The organism is Paenibacillus sp. MAHUQ-63, from assembly GCF_028765165.1.
Lineage (GTDB): Bacteria > Bacillota > Bacilli > Paenibacillales > NBRC-103111 > Paenibacillus_E.
This window is the reverse complement of the sequence record NZ_JARADB010000003.1, coordinates 993,734-1,011,867: the sequence shown is the minus strand read 5'-3', so window position 1 is coordinate 1,011,867 and position 18,134 is coordinate 993,734. Positions and strand designations below refer to the sequence as shown.

Annotated in this window: 16 protein-coding genes; 13 read left to right on the top strand and 3 right to left on the bottom strand. The window is 47.1% G+C overall.

Annotated elements, in window-relative coordinates; all coding sequences use genetic code 11:
* Positions 1-170 precede the first annotated feature (170 nt).
* From PUT07_RS20465 to PUT07_RS20445, 5 genes are all read left to right on the top strand, one after another.
* Positions 171-2,510, top strand: coding sequence for a helix-turn-helix domain-containing protein (locus PUT07_RS20465; protein WP_274470251.1), 2,340 nt, complete (start codon positions 171-173; stop codon positions 2,508-2,510).
* A gap of 162 nt (positions 2,511-2,672) precedes the next feature.
* On the top strand, positions 2,673-4,307 hold the full coding sequence (locus tag PUT07_RS20460) for an extracellular solute-binding protein (protein ID WP_274470250.1): 1,635 nt from the start codon (positions 2,673-2,675) through the stop codon (positions 4,305-4,307).
* A 145-nt stretch (positions 4,308-4,452) separates the two neighbouring features.
* Positions 4,453-5,307, top strand: a complete 855-nt coding sequence (locus tag PUT07_RS20455) for an ABC transporter permease (protein ID WP_379240379.1) — start codon at positions 4,453-4,455, stop codon at positions 5,305-5,307.
* 12 nt (positions 5,308-5,319) lie between these two features.
* Positions 5,320-6,201: a carbohydrate ABC transporter permease gene (locus PUT07_RS20450; RefSeq protein WP_274470247.1), complete on the top strand. Its 882-nt coding sequence runs from the start codon at positions 5,320-5,322 to the stop codon at positions 6,199-6,201.
* A gap of 24 nt (positions 6,202-6,225) precedes the next feature.
* Positions 6,226-7,926, top strand: a complete 1,701-nt coding sequence (locus PUT07_RS20445) for a glycoside hydrolase family 2 protein (protein ID WP_274470246.1) — start codon at positions 6,226-6,228, stop codon at positions 7,924-7,926.
* Positions 7,927-8,023: 97 nt separating this feature from the next.
* Here PUT07_RS20445 and PUT07_RS20440 read toward each other — a convergent pair whose 3' ends face one another.
* Positions 8,024-9,319: a sulfatase family protein gene (locus PUT07_RS20440; protein WP_274470903.1), complete on the bottom strand. Its 1,296-nt coding sequence runs from the start codon at positions 9,317-9,319 to the stop codon at positions 8,024-8,026.
* On the opposite strand from PUT07_RS20440, the gene PUT07_RS20435 reads away from it, so the two are divergent.
* From PUT07_RS20435 to katG, 4 genes are all read left to right on the top strand, one after another.
* Positions 9,290-9,742, top strand: a complete 453-nt coding sequence (locus tag PUT07_RS20435) for a fibronectin type III-like domain-contianing protein (RefSeq protein WP_274470245.1) — start codon at positions 9,290-9,292, stop codon at positions 9,740-9,742. The two genes, PUT07_RS20440 and PUT07_RS20435, sit on opposite strands and share 30 nt — an antisense overlap.
* Positions 9,717-9,914 (top strand): hypothetical protein, encoded by a 198-nt coding sequence (locus tag PUT07_RS20430; protein WP_274470244.1) that lies wholly within the window; start codon positions 9,717-9,719, stop codon positions 9,912-9,914. Before PUT07_RS20435 ends, PUT07_RS20430 begins: the two co-directional genes overlap by 26 nt.
* A gap of 45 nt (positions 9,915-9,959) precedes the next feature.
* The gene (locus PUT07_RS20425) at positions 9,960-10,931 is read left to right on the top strand and encodes a formylglycine-generating enzyme family protein (protein ID WP_274470243.1); all 972 of its coding nucleotides are present in this window, start codon (positions 9,960-9,962) and stop codon (positions 10,929-10,931) included.
* A 192-nt stretch (positions 10,932-11,123) separates the two neighbouring features.
* On the top strand, positions 11,124-13,307 hold the full coding sequence (gene katG, locus PUT07_RS20420; protein ID WP_274470241.1) for a catalase/peroxidase HPI: 2,184 nt from the start codon (positions 11,124-11,126) through the stop codon (positions 13,305-13,307).
* A gap of 306 nt (positions 13,308-13,613) precedes the next feature.
* Here the strand turns inward: katG and PUT07_RS20415 are convergent, their stop codons facing one another.
* On the bottom strand, positions 13,614-14,240 hold the full coding sequence (locus tag PUT07_RS20415; RefSeq protein ID WP_274470240.1) for a CBO0543 family protein: 627 nt from the start codon (positions 14,238-14,240) through the stop codon (positions 13,614-13,616).
* A gap of 177 nt (positions 14,241-14,417) precedes the next feature.
* Here PUT07_RS20415 and PUT07_RS20410 point away from each other — a divergent pair, with 177 nt between their 5' ends.
* The 3 genes from PUT07_RS20410 to PUT07_RS20400 all read left to right on the top strand — a co-directional run bounded on the left by PUT07_RS20410 (position 14,418) and on the right by PUT07_RS20400 (position 16,049).
* A complete protein-coding gene (locus tag PUT07_RS20410) occupies positions 14,418-14,924 on the top strand; it encodes a DUF421 domain-containing protein (RefSeq protein WP_274470239.1) in 507 nt (168 codons plus the stop codon).
* A 100-nt stretch (positions 14,925-15,024) separates the two neighbouring features.
* The gene (locus PUT07_RS20405) at positions 15,025-15,336 is read left to right on the top strand and encodes a DUF1806 family protein (RefSeq protein WP_274470238.1); all 312 of its coding nucleotides are present in this window, start codon (positions 15,025-15,027) and stop codon (positions 15,334-15,336) included.
* On the top strand, positions 15,333-16,049 hold the full coding sequence (locus PUT07_RS20400) for a PIG-L family deacetylase (RefSeq protein ID WP_274470237.1): 717 nt from the start codon (positions 15,333-15,335) through the stop codon (positions 16,047-16,049). The genes PUT07_RS20405 and PUT07_RS20400 overlap by 4 nt, the downstream gene beginning before the upstream one ends.
* Before the next feature lie 286 nt (positions 16,050-16,335).
* Here PUT07_RS20400 and PUT07_RS20395 read toward each other — a convergent pair whose 3' ends face one another.
* Positions 16,336-16,803, bottom strand: coding sequence for a CBO0543 family protein (locus tag PUT07_RS20395; protein WP_274470236.1), 468 nt, complete (start codon positions 16,801-16,803; stop codon positions 16,336-16,338).
* A 234-nt stretch (positions 16,804-17,037) separates the two neighbouring features.
* On the opposite strand from PUT07_RS20395, the gene PUT07_RS20390 reads away from it, so the two are divergent.
* A complete protein-coding gene (locus PUT07_RS20390) occupies positions 17,038-18,132 on the top strand; it encodes a GGDEF domain-containing protein (RefSeq protein ID WP_274470235.1) in 1,095 nt (364 codons plus the stop codon).
* Positions 18,133-18,134 lie beyond the last annotated feature (2 nt).

The following is an 18,134-nucleotide window of genomic DNA, read 5'->3' as shown; positions in this document are numbered from 1 at the left end:
GCTAGATGAGGGCCGGGACTCCGATGGGGTTCCGGTTTTTTGATGTAGGGTTAAAGTGAATCTTGAATCCGGTTAATCGATCTTGAAAACGGTTAATGGGAAGCAATTAGGGCTGTGGTATAATGACATTCGAGCTTTCTAAGCAACGACCTTTGAGAGGGAGATCTTGAATGAGTAAAGATCAAGGTTTATTTGGCAAATGGATGAAGAGAAAGAGCGTGTTTGTTACCCTCCTCCTTTCATTTATCTTCGTTTTTATGATTCCGGTTATGATCGGCAGTGTGGTTTATTTGAAAATAGAAGATATCATGGTGCGCAATGCCTACAGAGCCAACTCTGTCATGCTGGAACAATTGAAGTATGTGGTGAACAGCAAAACACAGGAAGTGGACTTTCTAATGAGGCAGATCGCTTTTCACCCGAAGCAGCAGCTGTTGATGCAGCAGGGAGAGGAATCTTCATCCAGCGATGTTTATGCCTTCATTGAATTTATGAAAGAACTGACTCGTTATAAAGCCTATAACACATTTATCGAAGACATGTACGTGTATTTCGGCAATACGGATACGGTTCTAACGGCTTCAATGAAGACGGATGCCTTCACATTGTTCGATAACATATACAAATACAATGATATGACCTTTGACGACTACCGCAGTAAGATTCTTTTGGGCAACCACAACAAAACGTACATGCATACTGTCCTATCTACGAGCAATCTGAAGTCGGAAAACATGATTACGTTTGTCCAATCGCTTCCATTCGGAGAATATAACCGGCGCGCAGGCAGCCTGGTTATTCTAATTAACGAAGATGAGATAAGGAATCTCCTGAAGGAGGTGGAGGGACTGCATCAAGGCGCGGTCTATGTACTGAATAAGGAGAAAGAGCTGCTGATTGGGCCCTCTGACGGCAAGGTGCCCTACGATCAATTCAAGGAGATGATTACTGGCGAGAAGGGAGAGCTTCTTACTACCGTAAACAAGGAAGAGATGTATATATCGTATACAACATCCTCTGAGAATGATTGGATCTACCTGTCGGCCTTCCCCAAAAGCCTCGTGTTGAAGCAAGTCGATCAAGTCAAAGCCTGGAGTCTTGTTGCGGTAGCGATCTGTCTCCTGCTGGGCATATTTCTTTGTGTTTATTTAACACGAAGACATTACTCCCCCATCCGAGAGTTGGTCACCATGATATCTCGAGGCCGTACAGAGCCATCGGTTGAACCGGATAATGAGCTCAAGCTCATACGTGAAACTGTAGAGTCTTTATTCGGCAAAGAGAATGAGCTGGAGGATAAGCTGGCCCATCAGCTGCCGATGATCCGCTCACATTTCTTATCCAGACTGATTCGTGGACAGGTCGATACCTCAACGATTACGGTTCATGATTTGGATTTGCTGAATCTGCAATTTCAATATGAATGGTTTGCTACGATGATTATCGATATTGAGGACAGCGCCCGATTCATGAAGGAAGATACGGAGCGGGAGTGGATTTTGCTTCGTTTTATTGTGATTAATTTAAGTAACGAACTCTTAGACGGTAACGGCTATGAATTCGAGGAGGAGAAGAATCGAATCGTCGTGTTGTTCAATTTCAATCATGAATCAGCTGAAACCCGGCAGCGTATCGATGAGTTCGGGTCACGACTGTTGAATGTGATGCGGGAACGTTTTAAAGTCCGGATCTCTTTGGGCATTAGCGGGAGACACGAGGGGATCGGCTCGGTGACGAAGTGCTACGACGAGGCCATGTTAGCCCTGAGTTATAAGATAATTAGGGGGTCACAAGATATCCTCTATTATGATGAAGTCAAAACTAAGGATTCGATATTCTATCGTTTCCCCAAGGATCTGGAGGTTCAATTAACCAATTACACCAAACATGGTGACCATCAGAATACAGAGAGGCTGCTGAACAGTCTGTATGAATTGAATGTTAACCATAACCAATTGTCACCGGAGATGGGGCGGTGGTTTTTCCTTGATTTGCAAAGCATTCTGTTCAAGCTTATGGAAGCCCTGCGTATTGACTACAGTCAAATCTCCCATTGGCACATGGATCCGAATCAAGTGTGGGCAGAGTCCGGCACGATGGATCAAGCATTTGAGAAGATAAAGTCCACTTACTTGGAAGTATGCGGGCTGGTTAAAGAGGATAGAAGCGATCATGGTGAGCTTTTATACCGTAAAATCATTGCTTTTATTGAAGAAGAGTATGGCAACAACAATCTGGGCTTGGCTATGATCGCGGATTATCTGCACCTTAGCCCTATCTACATTTCCTCCTTCTATAAGAAACATTGCGGTGAGAACATCACCGATACCATCACTCAAATGCGTGTTGAACATGCCAAGCGGCTGTTGGCTGAGGGCTTAACGGTACAAGAGGTTGCCTTACAAGTCGGGTATGCCAGCAACATTGTTTTGACCAAGGTATTTAAGAAAGTCGAGGGCATTACGCCAGGGAAATACCGTGAGCAATTGGAAAATGCGAAGATGAGTTAAGCCATATTGAGAATGGATAAGTCGAGATGTTAAGGAGAGATAACTTATATAAAATCCATATTCTTTAACCGTCAAGCCGGTTCGGTTATTGTAGCAGCAAGGGCCAGAACATCCTTCAGATCGGCAGGCTCCTAACGTAGACAATCAAGGAGGGCTTAGCAGGTGAACAAAGCAGATGGCAAGAAAGCGACAAGGATTGCACTAACAACGATCTTGACGGCAGCAATCGTGGCAGGTTGTACGTCGAACCCGTCGACAGAAGGAGGGGCTTCTCCGAAACCCAATACATCCTCCGCCTCATCCGAGTACCCGAAAGCATTCAGCTACTGGGTGGAGCTGGATGGAGATTCCGCGATCTCATTGAAGAATTTCAACGAGAATGCGGCATATAAGGAGATGGAGAAAATCACCGGCACTAAGGTCGATTTCAAACATCCGACTGGAGGCGGTACGCAAATTCAGGAGCAATTTAATCTCATGGTGGCATCCAGGAATTTGACGGACGTCATTCAAACGAACTGGTTCAATGTGGCTCGCGGTCCGCAAAGTGCAATTGATGATGGAACGATTATTCGATTGAACGATTTGATTGACCGACATGCACCGAACTTCAAGAAATACTTGTCGGAGCATCCGGATGTCGCCAGCATGATTAAAACCGATAAAGGCGATATTTATGCCTTCCCGTTCATTCGCGGAGATGACAAGATTAAGGTTTATTACGGTCCTGTCATCCGCAAGGATTGGCTGGATAAAGTAGGGCTAGGAATGCCAACAACGATTGACGAGTGGGAAAAGGTGATGATCGCCTTCCGCGACAAAGACCCGAACGGGAACGGCAAGAAGGACGAAATCCCTTTCCTGCTGGAGGTATCGACGGTACGGAATGAGCTGCTGAACGCTGTGATCGGGGCTTGGGGGATTCTAGATAAGTTTTATCAGAAGGATGGAAAGATTTATTATGGCGAAATGCAGCCTGAATTCAAGGATTTCCTGACAACCATGCGCAGGTGGTATAAGGACGGACTCATTGATAAAGATTTCGCCGCTGTCGACGGCAAGCTCAAGGATGCCAAAACATCCAACAACCAATTGGGTATCCTATACGGCTATTCCAGCGGTACAATCGGTAAATTTACAGACTTGATGAAAGATACCGTTCCCGGGTTCAAAATGGCGGCGCTGCCGCATCCTACCCTCAAACAGGGAGATACGCCGGCTGCGGGCATGATTAGTCCGACGTACCCTGGCGAACACTCGGTTGCTATAACAACAGCAGCGAAGGAACCGGAGAAGATCGTCAAGTGGCTGGATTATGCCTATGGACAAGACGGGAATATGCTCTTCAACTTCGGGATTAAAGGGCAAAGCTATGAGGTGGTCAACGGGAAGCCGGTGTTCACGGATACGATTAAGGCGAACCCGAATAAGCTCACCTTCAAGCAAGCGCAGGCGCAATTCATGCGTTCTCAGTATGGCGGACCCTTCATTCAGGATGTAGAGTCCTTCCTCCAGCAAATGAAGTACCCGGAGCAGCTGGACTCTCTGGAGATATGGTCCAAAGCGAAGAATCAGCTGCAGCTGCCGCTAATGACGTTGACGGCAGATGAAAGCAAGAAGCTCGCCTCCATTATGAATGACATCAATACCTTCTCCGATGAAATGATTGTGAAGTTTATTATGGGGGAAGAGCCCATTGATAATTTCCCTCAATATGTAGAGAAGCTGAAGAAGTTCGACATTGAAGAGGCAATTCGAATCCAGCAGAGCGCATTCGAACGCTATTCCAAGCGATAAGAAACAACGAGCCGGAACGGATCGATTCCGGCTTTCTTTGTCATCCCATTTTTTCAAATAACGATTGCCAGAAGGAGGATGTCACTTGCAAATATTCGTTATCAAGCTGCTCAAGGATCTCCGAACGAATAGAACGATTTACTTCATGCTGCTGCCTGTATTGGCGTATTATCTTATTTTCCAATATGGCCCTATGTATGGCCTGCAGATCGCATTCAAGGATTTTATTCCGGCCAAGGGATTCATCGGGAGTCCTTGGGTAGGCTTCAAACATTTCGAAGAATTCTTCGGAAGCGTATATTTTGGACGGATACTCAAAAATACACTGCTGCTTAGCTTATACAGCCTGGTCTTCTTCTTCCCGGCAGGTATCATCTTCGCCTTGCTGCTAAATGAAATTAAGGGCCATGTGTTTCGAAGAGCAGTTCAAACCATTTCGTACATGCCGCATTTTATCTCCATGGTGGTCATTGTAGGCATGATGTTCGACTTTCTGGCACGGGACGGCATGATCAACCACCTCTTGGAGCTGATTGGATTGGAGCCCATCTCCTTTATGCGTACCCCTGGCTGGTTCAGAACGACATACATCTCCTCGGATATTTGGCAAAATATCGGGTGGAGCTCCATCGTATATCTGGCAGCCATCAGCAGCATCAACCCCTCACTGTATGAGGCTGCGCGAATGGATGGTGCCAGCAGGTGGAGGCAAATATGGCATGTTACTCTTCCTGGCATCATGCCAACGGTTACCATTATGTTCATCTTATTCATCGGTAAGTTCATGACGGTCGGTTTCGAGAAGATCATCCTCATGTATAATCCGGTCATCTATGAAACGGCCGATGTGATTCAAACCTTTGTGTACCGGAAAGGGATCCTGGAAGCGAACTACAGCTATAGCGCTGCTGTAGGTTTATTCAATGCAGCGATCAGCTTTACTTTGCTAATTGTAGCGAACATGACGGCCAAAAGGCTTGGGGATACCAAATTGTGGTAAGGGGGAATCGAAATGCTTATGAAGCGTTCCTTAGGGGAACATGTCTTTGATCTGAGCAATACTGTTGTAATGGTCCTCATTTCTTTAATGACCTTGTATCCCTTGATCTACGTGCTTTTTTCATCCTTAAGCGACCCGCAGTATGTCGTACAGAACCGCGGCTTGCTGCTGTACCCGCATGGTTGGAATCTTGATGCTTACCGGATGGTTTTTCGAAATCCGAATATATTGACCGGGTTTGGCAATACATTTTTTTACGTAATCGTAGGTACAGGCCTGAATATTTTGTTGACGTCATTGGGGGCTTACGCGTTATCCCGCAAACAGGTCATGCTGAAGAATCCGGTTATGTTTCTCATCGTGTTCACCATGTTTTTCGAAGGAGGATTAATTCCGCTTTATCTATTGATGAGAAATCTCGACCTGCTGGACACTCGCTTGGCCATCATACTGCCGTCAGCGGTTAGTGCCTTTAATTTGATTATTATGCGCACCGCCTTTCAATCTGTCCCGGAAAGTCTTGAGGAATCGGCGAGAATGGACGGAGCCGGCGACTGGACCATTCTGTTCCGTATCGTGCTCCCGCTGTCCATGCCGGTCGTTGCCGTTATGATTTTGTTCTACGGCGTGTCCCATTGGAATTCATGGTTTTATGCGACGATATTTCTGCAGACAAGAGACTATTTTCCGCTGCAGGTGATCCTAAGGGAAATTTTAATTAGTAACGATACGAACGCCATGTCTGTCGGCGTCGGAACCTCCGATCAGATGGCAATTGGAGAGACCATCAAATACGCGACTATTATCATAGCAACCGTACCGATTTTATTTCTATATCCGTTCCTGCAAAAATATTTCGTAAAAGGCGTCATGATCGGAGCGATTAAGGAGTAAGGCAAATTTGGAGGAGGAACAGATATGCTGCGTTTATTCAAGACCAATAAGATTCGCAAGGTGATTGAAATGGAAGGGGATTGGGATTTCCAGCCATGGCTGGCGGAGGAAGCTGTTCCGCAAACCTATAGCTATCGGCTCCCCGTTCCGGGATGTTGGGAGATGCATCCGGCATTTCAAACTTATCGGGGAAAAGGCATCTACCGGAGATATGTGGACATTGCAGAGAAGTCATCGATCCGGTTCAATTTTAAAGGAGTCAGTCATACGGCAACGATTCTGTTTAACGGTATGGAGGTAGGCTCGCATTACAATGCGTATACACCATTTTACACCGATGTGATTCATGATGTGGAACCAGGCCGCCATGAGCTTATCGTCATCGTTGACAATTCATTTCACGAGCAGTCTAAGCTTCATTTTGCGAATGATTACTACACGTATGGGGGGATTATTCGTCCGGTTGGACTGGAAGTTGTATCTCCTGTGTTCATAGAGCGCATCCAATTCACACCACGGTTTCAAGATGGCGTATGGGGAGGGGCAATCACCGTCACCGTCAAGAATAGCGGGACACGCGATGCCGAGGCCGTAATTCGCGGGGGACTAGCAGGAATCCAATTCGTCCTGGGCAAGACCTGCATCGAAGCCGGTGCAACAGCTGCTATTCATGGTACCGTCGTTTGTCCGAATGCGGAGCCATGGTCTAACACGAACCCCGTCTTGTATCTCCTGGATGCGGAATTATATATCGATGGAGAGATCGTTCCTTCCGATGATTTAATCGAAAGGGTAGGCTTCCGCAAAGTAACCGCGTTGAACGGAAAAATTCAACTCAATGACAAAGATATCGTACTCAAGGGCTTTAATCGTCATGAGGATCATCCGATGGTCGGAGCGGCTTTTCCTTACCCATTAATTGTTCAGGATATGGAACTCATGATGGCAGCAGGGTCGAACGCGGTGCGTACAAGTCATTATCCGAATGACGAGCGTTTCCTGGATTTATGCGACGAAAGGGGAATGATGGTCTGGGAGGAAAATCATGCCCGCGGCTTCCAATTGGAGCATATGCTGAGCCCGGGTTGTCAGGAACAGTGCCTTGCCTGCAACGAGGAGATGGTGCTCAGCCATTACAATCATCCGAGCATTATCATCTGGGGGATTCTGAACGAATGCGCGAGTCACACGCCTGAAGGACGGGAGCTTTATAAAGAACAGCTTACACAAATACGGGAGATGGACGGCTCGCGCCCTCTCACCTATGCGACACACCATCGGGAGAAGGACCTGTGCCTGGATCTGGTTGATATTGTTTCGTACAACTTGTACCCTCAGTGGTATACGAACGAGGATCCCTCTGTGCTCTGCGACCAGGCAAGAAGTTGGGCAGATGCTGGGGGAGGGCTTGGCAAGCCGATGATCATGAGTGAATTCGGAGGCGACGGTTACTATGGGCTTCGCGATTCCACCAGGGTCAGAGGGACGGAAGAGCGGCATGCCGATATCATAGAAAGTAACCTGGCGGCGTATATGCAGAAGCCTTATGTTTCAGGCATGTTCATCTGGCAGTTCTGCGATTGCCGTGTTGTGGAGGACACGGGCTGGCTGCTGTCCCGTGCAGGGACACAGAATAGTAAAGGCATCGTGGACAGGTACCGCAGACCGAAGCTGGCCTTCGAGGTGGTCAAAAAATATTTTCGTAGTACAAGTCGTATAGAATAAGATGCAGCGAAGCGGCACATCTAAAGACGGGGAGCGCTTCGGCACACCCCGTCTTCAACAATAATCCGCTTAAAGCTCATGAAGCTTTAACACCCGGCTATTTCCTTACATTCGCCATCTGCTTCAAGAGCTGCTGCGATAGAGCGGCGTTCTCCCTGATGATGTTCATCAGCTCATGCGGATCCTCCTGAAGATCGTACAATTCGTCGATATCGTTATGATTTTGAATCAACTTATATCTTCCGTCGAAAATCATGCGGGTATTCGTTAACTCGCTAAATTGGAAAGGTTTATGCTGAACGGCCTCTCCTTTTAATAACGGAACTAACGATACGCCATCCAAGCTGCTCTTCTTGTACTCGACACCGGCGAAGTCCAAAATGGTTGGATGCAAATCCATCAATTCGGCCAGCGCGCTGCTTGTCTCCACTTTCGTCGCCCTCGGGTCCGCAATGATGAGCGGAATTCGCAAGGCACCCTCGTACATCGTGCTTTTCTGGAATAACCCGTGATCTCCCATCATCTCTCCGTGGTCCGCGCAAAAAATGATAACCGTTTGATCGGACAATCCCTTTTGCTCCAAGGTGTCTAAGATGTTCCCCACCCAATCGTCGATCAACTTGATGGCAGCGCCATAGTGCCGCTTAACTTGATGCAGCTCGCTTTCCGTCATTCCGGCTGTGTGCTTCTTGGCTTTCTTCTTGATCCATTCCGGCTTATTGGCATGATCGTCCTCAATGGAAGGGGGAAACGTCTGGTCGGGAAATGCATCCACATACGAGGCCGGAGCATCCCACGGATCGTGCGGTCCAACGAAGCTCACGAATAAATGCCAAGGAGCTTCTCCGGAAACCTGCTCCAGAAACTCGCAAGATTTACGTCCTATGTAACTATCATGAAAATGCTCCGCTGGAAGTGGGGATGGCCAAGCATGATAATATTTCCACTCAGCGAAGCGTTTGCGGTAATCTTCAACGAAATCGGATAAACGTCCCTGATCCCGTAAGTAGCTTTGGAATGAGCCGGCGATATGGTCGTCCTGATCAGGTTTAATGTCAAATGACATTAAACCGTTTCTGCGAAAAGCTGCATTCATCTTCCCTTCGGTTTCATGCGGATCTGTAAACCCAAGCTGATACATGATGGGAAGGTCACCGTTCATGCCATAGAAATGATCTCCTTTGTGAAGATCGCTTTTGCCTATAATCGCAACACGATACCCTGCTTGTCGAAGGGCTTGGTAATAGGTTGGCTGTTCTATCGGATAGTTGACGAAATTCTCAAGGTTCCCTAAGCGATGAGGATATAAGCCTGCGGCTAAGGAACAGCGGCTTGGCCCGCATACAGGACTGTTGCAGCTGGCTTGCTCGAAACGGACTCCTCTTGCGGCGATACGGTCGATATTCTACGGCTGTCCAGCCAGAATATAAAAGAGGGCGATCTGCTGACAGTATCAGTGGACATACGAAATGTAGGCAAGCGTACCGGGAAAGAAGTCGTGCAAGTGTATGTGAGCGACATCTTGGCTTCCATCCCCAAAGCGGTTAAAGAACTGAAAGGATTCTCGAAGATCGAGCTTGCCCCCGGCAAAACGAAGTCCGTTGAAATTGAATTGAAGGATAGCGACTTCTCCCATTACGTCGAGCATCTGGGTAAGTTCGCCGTAGAGTCGGGCGAGTTTCAGATTCTTGTCGGATCCTCCTCCCGTGATATTCGACTTCGTGAAAGTGTCGTATGCTGCAGAAGACGTCAAGGAACCCTTGACAATGCTCCACTCGCTGCAGACCTGGTTGAAAGACGATCGTCATGCAGATAAAGTGAAGCACATCTTGCTGCAGATGAAGGTGGATGAGCATAATCCGCTTTATCCGATCTTTCTTGGCATGCCAATCAAGACGATTCTGGGCTTCCTGTCATCCTTAGGTTACTCCCAAGAAGATACAGACCAAATCATTAAACGGTTTGGCACAACTCCTGAATTGGAGTAACAACTGTAAACATGGCATGACTTTCTTTCTGGAGGTTTTTTCTATATGGCAAATAAACCATCATGCTGCTCAGCTTCACGCCAAGCCTCCTTAGAGGTTTCTGCTGCGCTTGCGTCGCCAACCTCTCCCATAGCAAGGCAGCCCTCCGACCCGAAGGAAGGAATGATTCTGCTGGAAGGCGGTACCTTCCTCATGGGGACGGATGACCAGGAAGGCTTTCCCTCTGATGGGGAGGGGCCGATCCGCCATGTAACCGTCAGTCCCTTTTATGTATCACCCTATACGGTCACCAACGCAGAATATGAACGATTCGTTGATGCAACGGGATATCGAACGGATGCGGAGAAGTTTGGCTGGTCCTATGTTTTCCATCTGTTGGTTTCTGCGGAAACGGCAGCTAAATTCGCCCAGGCGGCGCAAGCAACTCCATGGTGGTGGAATGTGGAAGGAGCCTTTTGGAGGCAGCCGGAAGGTCCGGATTCCTCGATTGACGAGCGGATGGATCATCCGGTTGTACACATCTCTTGGACCGATGCGGAAGCATACTGCAGATGGGCCGGCAAGCGACTTCTGACGGAGGCGGAATGGGAGTTTGCAGCGCGCGGCGGTCTCGTACAGAAGAAATATCCCTGGGGAGATCTTCTGAAGCCGGAAGGTCAGCACATGTGCAATATTTGGCAGGGGAAGTTCCCTGTGAAAAATAATGCGGGCGACGGCTACATCGGAACGGCGCCGGTGCATGCTTATCATCCCAACGGTTATGGCCTATATCAAGTTTCCGGGAATGTCTGGGAGTGGTGCTCGGATTGGTTCAGCCGAGATGATCATCTGCGAGCGAATCCGGTGGACCCGAAGGGTCCGCCAGCCGGGAAAGCCAAGGTTATGCGTGGCGGCTCCTACCTATGTCATAAATCGTATTGCAACCGCTACCGTGTAGCGGCAAGATCGGCCAATACACCGGATAGTTCAACCGGGAATATGGGATTCCGGTGTGCCGCCGATTGGGAGATTTCATAGACCTGAGATATCAGGTCTTTTTGTTTTACCCAAATGAGAAATGTCCTTACTACAGCCATATTTTAGTAGAGAAAATCCACTCATTCATGTCATGTAAACCTTGTAAAGCGGGTGCTCTTCTAGCTTTGACGATTCGTACATAAAATGATGTAAACACCCAATTTAATTCAAATCGATGGGAGAGATAATGAAATGGACTCTATGCTTACTCCTAACTCTGGAAAATGCCCGTTCTCACACGGCAGTGCTACTAGTCACAAAGCTAGCGGTACGTCGAATAGGGACTGGTGGCCAAATCAGTTGAACGTGAACATCCTTCATCAGCATGACCGCAAATCGAATCCTATGGGTGAAAGCTTTGATTACGCAGAGGAATTTAAAAAGTTAGATTACCAGGCTCTTAAACAGGATCTGCGCGAATTAATGACAAACAGTCAAGATTGGTGGCCGGCTGACTATGGACATTATGGTCCATTCTTTATACGTATGGCTTGGCACTCCGCGGGCACTTACCGTACGGGGGATGGACGCGGCGGAGCTGGAACCGGGACACAGCGGTTTGCTCCACTTAACAGTTGGCCTGACAACGGTAACCTGGATAAAGCCCGACGCTTGCTGTGGCCGATTAAGCAAAAATACGGCAACAAGATTTCTTGGGCGGACTTGTTCATTCTAACAGGTAATGTCGCGATCGAATCGATGGGCGGCAAAACATTCGGTTTCGGCGGAGGACGCGCGGATGTTTGGCATCCGGAAGAAGATATCTACTGGGGCGCTGAAACGGAATGGCTGGGGGATAAGCGTTACTCTGGCGACCGCGATCTTGATAATCCGCTTGCCGCCGTTCAGATGGGTCTTATCTATGTGAACCCGGAAGGTCCGAACGGCAAACCGGATCCGGTTGCGAGCGGGCGAGACATCCGCGAAACGTTCAAACGGATGGGAATGGACGATGAGGAAACCGTCGCACTCGTGGCCGGTGGACATACGTTTGGCAAGGCACATGGTGCAGGGGATGCTGCGCTCGTTGGGGCAGAGCCGGAGGGTGCGGCAATTGAAGCGCAAGGCTTGGGTTGGTTAAGCACGCATGGCTCCGGCAAAGGTCGTGATACCATCACCAGCGGTATAGAGGGTGCTTGGACTCCGAATCCGACCCAGTGGGATAATGGTTTCTTTGAGATGCTGTTCGGATACCAATGGGAGCTTACGAAGAGCCCGGCAGGCGCCTATCAGTGGGCTCCGACAGCTCCGGCCAAGGAGCACCTGGCACCGGACGCGGAAGATTCATCCGTCCGTGTTTCGACCATCATGACCACTGCGGATATGGCATTGAGAATGGATCCTACATACGAAAAGATTTCTCGCCGTTTCTATGAGAACCCGGAAGAGTTTGCAGATGCATTTGCCCGTGCCTGGTTCAAGCTCACGCACCGTGACATGGGGCCTCGTGCAAGATATCTGGGCCCGGAAGTGCCTGAAGAAGTCTTGATCTGGCAAGATCCCGTACCTGCCGTTCATTATGCTTTAACGGATGCGGAAATTGAAGATTTGAAATCGAAAATTCTGGCTTCCGGACTTACAGTCAGTGAGCTGGTAACGACAGCTTGGGCTTCCGCCAGCACTTTCCGCGGCTCTGATATGCGTGGCGGCGCGAACGGTGCCCGCATCCGGCTTGCACCGCAGAAGGACTGGGAAGTGAATCAGCCGGAACAACTTACCAAAGTGCTTACCATTTTAGAGGGGATTCAAGAAGACCTGGATAAAAAAATAAGCATGGCTGATTTGATTGTATTAGGCGGCAGCGCGGCAGTGGAAAAAGCGGCACGAGATGCAGGGTTCCCGGTAACGGTTTCTTTTGCTGCCGGACGCGGCGATGCAACTCAAGAGCAAACCGATGTTGAGAGCTTCGCAGTGCTGGAGCCGGTCGCTGATGGTTTCCGCAACTATCAAAAGAAACAATATGCTGTAAGCGCTGCAGAGCTGCTAGTAGACAAGGCGCATCTGCTTAACCTTACAGCACCGGAAATGACCGTGCTCATTGGCGGCCTGCGTGTATTGGGAACAAATGTCGGCGGTACCAAGCACGGCGTATTCACGGATCGCGTAGGCATCCTCACGAACGACTTTTTTGTTAACTTGCTGGATATGGGCGTTCAATGGAAGCCTGCGGACGGAGGCGTATATGAAGGACGCGATCGCAAGACAGGCCAAGTCGTGCGTACGGCAACTACAGTTGACCTCGTATTTGGTTCAAATTCTGTTCTGCGCGCCATTGCAGAGGTTTATGCTCAAGACGATAACAAAGAGAAGTTCGTGCGGGACTTCGTTGCCGCATGGGTCAAGGTTATGAACGCGGATCGTTTCGATCTTAAATAACGACATCAATGGAAAGCAAAAAGCAGTATTTGTGGCTAAATACTGCTTTTTGCTTTCGTTTTGTAAAGTGAACCTCTATGGTTTAAGATTCTAATTTCATTAACTCTGCTTGTAACGATTGTATGCAGCAGTACATTTCTTTCTGATCATGCTTATTACCAAAGCGTCGCAAAATTAGCTGCGGCCATTTTTTTCTTCACATATGGCATCAAATTCCGAAGAAGCAAGCAAACATCTAGTATCTTCTTCGCAGCAGCCGTTTTCTGTATGTATCTGTCTTGGCACAATTCGAACGTATAGATGACGTTATCTCGCTTTTTTCCTAATACTAAAGATTCTATTTATTTTTAAATTTTCAAGCGGGTAATCTTCTTTTCTTTGAAGATACATGAATAAGTTTGTGATCCACTTTGAAATAGCGAATACCAACAAATAATTAAGGAAGATATAGAAAAAATTCATCCCATTATAAAGTTTCATAAGGTTAAAAGTCACCAAAGCTGGTTTGAATAGGAAGGAGGCGAGAAAAGAATAAGCTGTAGCGTACAAGTAATAATTCTTGTTTCTGTTTAAAGTCCATTGGTAAAGCAGCATTGCTGAAACGGGAATTAAGGCGGCATCTAAGGCTACGCTTGAAGATAAAAAGGGAACTGCTTTGTACGGATAATCGATAAATCCATTCGTTGCCGTAACGGCATCCGAATAATGAACCCATACATGAATGTTGAGTCCAAAGAATCCGATAAGAAATACCTTTTTTCTATCAATGAAGAAATATAGGACAACTAACGGAAAGATGATAAAGAACAAAAGAAGCCAAAATTGCCACGTATTTAAATTCGAGTATGTGCCCCAATATGCTGTTGTAGCCTGTGCAAGCTTCTCGTGAAGTTTGTGGATTTGCTCAAATTTATTGGCTTGATCAGTAGGCAATTTCATTTCCTCCTTTCGTTTTACTTAATTTAACCAAAAGGTTTTGGATGTATGCTATGGAGCTTCCACGCGACGAGCAGAATAAGTGAAGGATGCGGCCTTAACGTTATTTGGGTACATCGTAGTTGTTAAGGGAAAGATAGGCCAAATGAAATCCTTAAAGGAGGCAGGCTGGGCATGGACTTATCCTGGCATTTGGTCTGGAAGTGTATACTTCTTGTCTTAACAGGCATTCTGCTGCTGCGTTTATCAGGTCGCAAATCAATCGCGCAAATGAACGTTGCGACGACCGTCATTATGATTTCCATTGGGGAGTTGATTGCTCAAGGGATTATCGAGAATACCGTTTGGCGGGCTATCGCCGCGGTCGCTTTGTTTCTAGCCACCCTGGTCATACTGGAATTTTTGGAGATTCGATTCGGCAAATTTCAAAATCTAATCACGGGAGAGGCGGTTGTCATCATTCGTGAAGGCCAATTGGATATGCAAGCGCTGAAGAAGCTCCGCATTACAGTCAACCAACTGGAGATGCGGCTTCGCCAACTGGGGATCTCCAGCATAGCAGATATCAAGCATGGAGCTATTGAGACGAACGGCGAGCTAGGCTATGAGCTTCAAGAGGCGGCAAAGCCTGTCACTAAGCGTGATCTGGAGGTATTGCTGAAACAGCTCGGAAACAAGTAACAGGCGGAAGAGCAAGCCGGCTATTTCTTTGGATTAAGGAGCTGTGATACCATTATGTTATGATATCATTTAAATTCTTTCAGAAAAGAGAACCTAAGCGATGGACAAAATTAACAGGTCGAAAGTTGAAGCCGAACTTCAGGCCTTCATTGGGACTGATGTTTATATTCACAGCGAAGCCACTTCATTCGTATTCGTGCGCAATTTTAAGGTTCAGGTGACCCATGCCTTTATAGCGGGCGAAGGGCCATTTCGTACCGGACTCCGATTTGATGGGCATGGCTGGCTTCGAATGGAGGCGCTCACGCATTATGAGATTGATGCGAACGGTCGTCTTTTGTTAGCCGGTTACGATGACAGAGGCCGGATGAATGTTGCCCTGCACGTAGGAAAGGAGCCGTTCCCAGAATGAACCCTACCCATCAAGCACCATCGAAAAAGCTGCTCGCGGTGTTTGCTCATCCCGACGATGAGTCGTTTATTTGTGGAGGTACCCTCGCTAAATATGCGGGCAGAGAGGTTGACATAACGCTCGTAAGTGCAACACGGGGAGAAATGGGCCGGCGCATGGGCAACCCGCCTTATCTCAACCGTGAATCCATGGCGGCTGCCCGTGAAACGGAACTGCGGAATGCCTGCGACTGCTTAGGAATCAGACAGCTCCTTTTTTTGGATATCCGCGACAAGACGGTTGAGTTCGCCGATGAAAATAGTTTGACAGCACGCATTGCGGCTCTCATTGACGAAATTGATCCCGATGTCGTGCTTACGTTTCACGAAAAGCTTGGCGGACATCCGGATCATTGTGCCATTGGGAAGGCGACGACGGCGGCTTTTCAAAGAACAGGACAGCGGGGAGCCTTATATTACATTACGTTCGGTGACGCGATGGAGCGTCCGGAACGGTTCGGGTATTCCCGTCAGGATGTTGTCAAAATCGATGTGCATGCTCACCTGGATGCCAAGCTTGCCGCGTTTCGTGCCCACCGGTGCCAAACCGAAATCGACGAATGGGTATGGCTGCCCGACCAAGAGGCAAAAGCAAGATTCGGTAAATACGAATATTTCCTGAAAGCGGATGTGGCGTCTTCGTCCCTACTTCGCGATGATTTGTTTATGCGTTAAATCATGTCTCATCGAACAGACGTCACCGCGGCGCATTCGTGTTCATTGGAGGAATAAACCTATTCTTCATTATCCACAATAAGGGTACACCTTAGAGCTATCTAATGGGATTTGAAAGAAGTAAGGAGCCTAGCCAATGATGAAGAAATTAATGACCCCGAGTTCCTTTGTTTGTTTGAGTATAGCGACAGCTTTTTCTTTTCCAATGTACTTCGCGCTTAAGAGAAGATGAATGATGAGCGTACCCCACTGGCTCTTACGGCCGGCGGGGATTTTTTTATTTTCATTAGTAATGGCTGGAGTCAGCTTTACGGACCAAGCCTATGGCACCACGAACAATTAAAAAAGTGGTAATTAAGGTGATAAGCGTTATAAAGGCGTTCCAGTGTTTGTACTCAATCAATTCCGTATGTTTCTCCGCCCAAATTTCCAGCAATGTTACAGGAATACTGTACAAAAGGGATTGGACAAAGATGCTTTTTAAATTCGAGTATTGTGTAGTTATATTATAAAAGACACAGAGGGTAGGAAAAACGAGAAAGTCAAATACGATGTTCGTATGGAAAGCCTTAGGAAAGAAGCGAACGGGATAATCTAATAAACCTGCTGCAATGATAAAACAATCGGCAATAGCTGTAATCACCGACTTCAATAAAAAAATAATAAGCCAGTCTTTAAGAGGGCTTCTTAACATCCAGAAGAACATGGAGCCAAAGCATAGGATGGTAACCGTCCACAGTATGAAATATTCCATTGCAGCCTCCCCAAATAAAGGAAAAATTGTTTTTGTTAATATGTTAGGTTCTTCATAAAACCAGGAATTATGCTTAGAGATTCATTTTCTTCCGTGCCCTTTCCCGCATCACTCTTAGTCGGATAAGGGGAAATCATCAGGAAGCTCTACAGGGGGATCAATAAATCGTTCGACAAATTGCGACAATTTTTGTAAAATTGTATAAGGAAGGATTTGCGTTGAGGAGGTTTCAAATTGACGGCCCTAAGTACAATACAAGACTTGATCAGCAATTTTGCCATCGTGACGGCCTATTTGTTTCTTGCGAATCAAGTGATTTTCAAGTATACAAATTTGGATTCACGCGCTGCTCCTTATATAAAGCTTAAAATGGGAGTCGTGGCAGGAATATTGGGTATCATACTCATGATTTTCACTGTACATATGAATGGCACGATCTTAGACTTTCGACACTTAGCGATTATCATTTCGGCCATCCATGGCGGTATCTATTCTTCCGTGATCACAGGAATGATTATTTTTCTAATGCGTATGTTCGCCTATGGAGATGTAAGCACTTCTACGGTCATTGCTTCGCTTAATTCGATTGTTATTGCTGTGGGTGTAGGGCTTATATGTATGAAACAGCGTTCCTTCTGGAGAAAGTGGATCTATTCGTTATTTATAAGTATTTTGTTCACGGGAATCGTGTTCATCCTGAACTTAGGAGCCAATGGCATTGTTCCAATGCTAACTTTTACCTTTATGATGACTGTCGGCGGCCTACTTGCAGGCTATTTGACGAATTTCTTAGTAAAAGCCAAAGCACAGTTTCAAAGATTTGAACAGGAAGCCACCACCGATTTCCTCACAGGACTAAACAATCATAGAAGTTTTGATGAAAAATTTAATGACCTCTTGCAATCTGCAGAAGATAAAAGTGAATGCCTGTCCATCTTATTGGTCGATATTGACTATTTCAAGAAGATTAACGATACCTACGGGCATGCGAACGGCGATGCCGTATTACAGCAATTAGGGGACGTCTTAACACGGTCATCACGTACTTTTGACACGATCTCCCGGATTGGCGGTGAAGAATTCTCCTTGTTACTATATGATACCCCCCACAAACATGCCCTTATCATTGCCGAAAGAATCCGGATGTCTGTTAATAAACATAAGTTCATGCTGAATGATGGGAGTGAAATATCAATCACTGTATCCATTGGCGCTGCGACCTTCCCGGATACGAAACGGGAGGAGTTGATCGAACAAGCGGATAGGGCCCTTTATCATGCCAAAAGGAACGGCAGGAACCTCGTTTGCTCCAATCAGGCTGAATCATGATA